We start from the raw sequence: 2,172 nt of genomic DNA, 5'->3' as shown, positions 1-2,172 counted from the left end.
CCCGATTCTTTATCGGGTTGATAATGAGTTGATGCCAAATTGATCTTGGGCTGGAGTCAAGAGTGGGATGAAGGAGGTGGTGGGATTAAGTGTTGATGTAGGTTTCGATGAGTTGGAGAGCTTGGGCGAATTGCTGTCTGTAATCCAAATCAGTATCCAAGCTTACCATCAATTTCAGCCCTTTTGTTGCCTCGAAGCTGATATGTTGGTCAATTTTGGAGCCAAAGCCCAGGAGTTTTTCCCGTGGGGGCAGCTTGTCCGTCTTGAAATCCATGGTGAGGGTATTGTTGCGCACCTGACAGTTTTGCAGCTCGGCTTGTTTGGCTAAGATATTCAGTTTGAAATACATTAGCAGCCAGGCGGCTTTTTCGGGCAGGGTGCCAAAACGGTCGGCGAGTTCGGCTTCAAAATCCTCAATTTCCGTCAGGTTTTCAAAACCGCTGAGCCTGCGGTAGATGGCAAGGCGCTGTTCGTCGTCGGTGATATATTCGGGTGGGAAATACAAATCGATTTCAGTGCGAAGTTTGCGCCGGGGCTGGGGATTGTTGATGGCATCGATAATTCCGGTTCCGCTTTGGGCGGCGTCGATGGCTTCTTCCAGCAGCTTGTTGTAGTAGTTGAAGCCGATGTTTTGGATGATTCCGCTTTGCTTTGTGCCCAGGATGGTTCCCGCGCCGCGCAGTTCGAGGTCTCGCAGCGCCACTTGAAATCCGGCACCCAGATAATCGTATTGGGTGAGCGCTTCCAGGCGTTTTCTTGCCACATCGGTGGTGCCGCGCGGAATGAGTAAATAGGCGTAGGCACGACGGTTCGAGCGTCCAACGCGTCCGCGCATCTGATAGAGCTGGGCAAGGCCGAAGGTATCGGCGCGATCCACCAAAATGGTGTTGGCATTGGGGATATCGATGCCGTTTTCCACGATAGTGGTGGAAATCAAAACCTGCGCTTCGCGCTCGATGAAAGCGCGCATCACGTCTTCCAGATGGCGCTGAGGCATTTGGGCGTGACCGACGGCGAAATTCACCTCGGGCATGAGGTCGCGCAATTCAGCGGCAACAGTTTCAATGGTTTGCACGCGGTTGTGGATGAAAAAAACCTGGCCTCCGCGGTCGATTTCGCGGCGTATGGCATCGCGAATCACCTCGCTTTCGCGGTTTGTGATGATGGTGCGGATGGGAAGTCTTTCCTTGGGCGAGGTTTGCATCAAAGAGATTTCCTTGAGTCGAGCCAAGGCCATGTTCATGGTGCGCGGAATGGGCGTGGCGCTCATATAGAGCGTATCCACATTGGATTGCAGCTCACGCAGCCTTTCCTTATGACGCACGCCAAAACGCTGTTCTTCATCGATAATCAGCAGTCCCAGATTGGGAAACTGGACGTCTTTTGAAAGAATGCGGTGGGTGCCGATGGCAATATCAACCTTGCCGGAGGCGATGCCTGCCAAATCTTCTTTCAAGCGAGAAGTGTCCCGAAAACGGCTGAGCATGGCAATTCGAACCGGATATTGCGCCAAACGCTGACGGAAAACGCGCCAATGCTGTTCTGCCAATAATGTTGTTGGAACAAGCACGGCAACCTGGTGACCTCCGCAAACGGCTTTGAAAGCGGCGCGGATTGCCACCTCGGTTTTTCCAAAACCCACATCACCGCAAAGCAACCTTTCCATGGGACGCGGGCTTTCCATATCTGCCTTGATTTCCGCTGTGGAACGGGTTTGGTCGGCAGTGTCCTCATAGATGAAGGATTCTTCCAAATCTTTTTGCCAGGGGCAATCTTCCTGATGGGCAATGCCAACGCGGGAACTTCTTTCTGCATAGAGTTTTACGATATCGGCTGCGATCAGTTCAATCTGCTGGGCGGCTTTGCGTTTGGTGTTTTGCCATTTGGGCGAGCCGATGCGGCTGAGAGTGGGCGCGGCGCCTTCTTCCGCCACATATTTGCTGACCAATTTGAGCTGCCAGGTGGGCACGTAAACCTTGTCGCCACGGTCGTAACGCAGAACCAGACATTCGGTTTCCTGGGCATCGAGGCGGATGATTTCCATGCCTTCAAAGATGCCGATGCCATGATCCACATGCACAACGTAATCGCCGGGCTTGAGGCTGTCGTAATCGACAATTTCCTCTCCGGGGGAAAAGCGCGGCGCGTAGCGTTTGCGGCGGTAGCGATTGT

General features: G+C 53.2%; 1 protein-coding gene. It reads right to left on the bottom strand.

Annotated elements, in window-relative coordinates:
- Positions 1–85: 85 nt before the first annotated feature.
- A partial coding sequence (mfd, locus tag GX135_02395; GenBank protein ID NLN84939.1) for a transcription-repair coupling factor occupies positions 86–2,172 on the bottom strand: 2,087 nt, incomplete at its 5' end.

It is taken from the genome of Candidatus Cloacimonadota bacterium, assembly GCA_012522635.1.
In the GTDB taxonomy this organism is placed as follows: Bacteria; Cloacimonadota; Cloacimonadia; order Cloacimonadales; family Cloacimonadaceae; genus Syntrophosphaera.
This window is presented reverse-complemented; position numbering and strand designations above follow the sequence as displayed.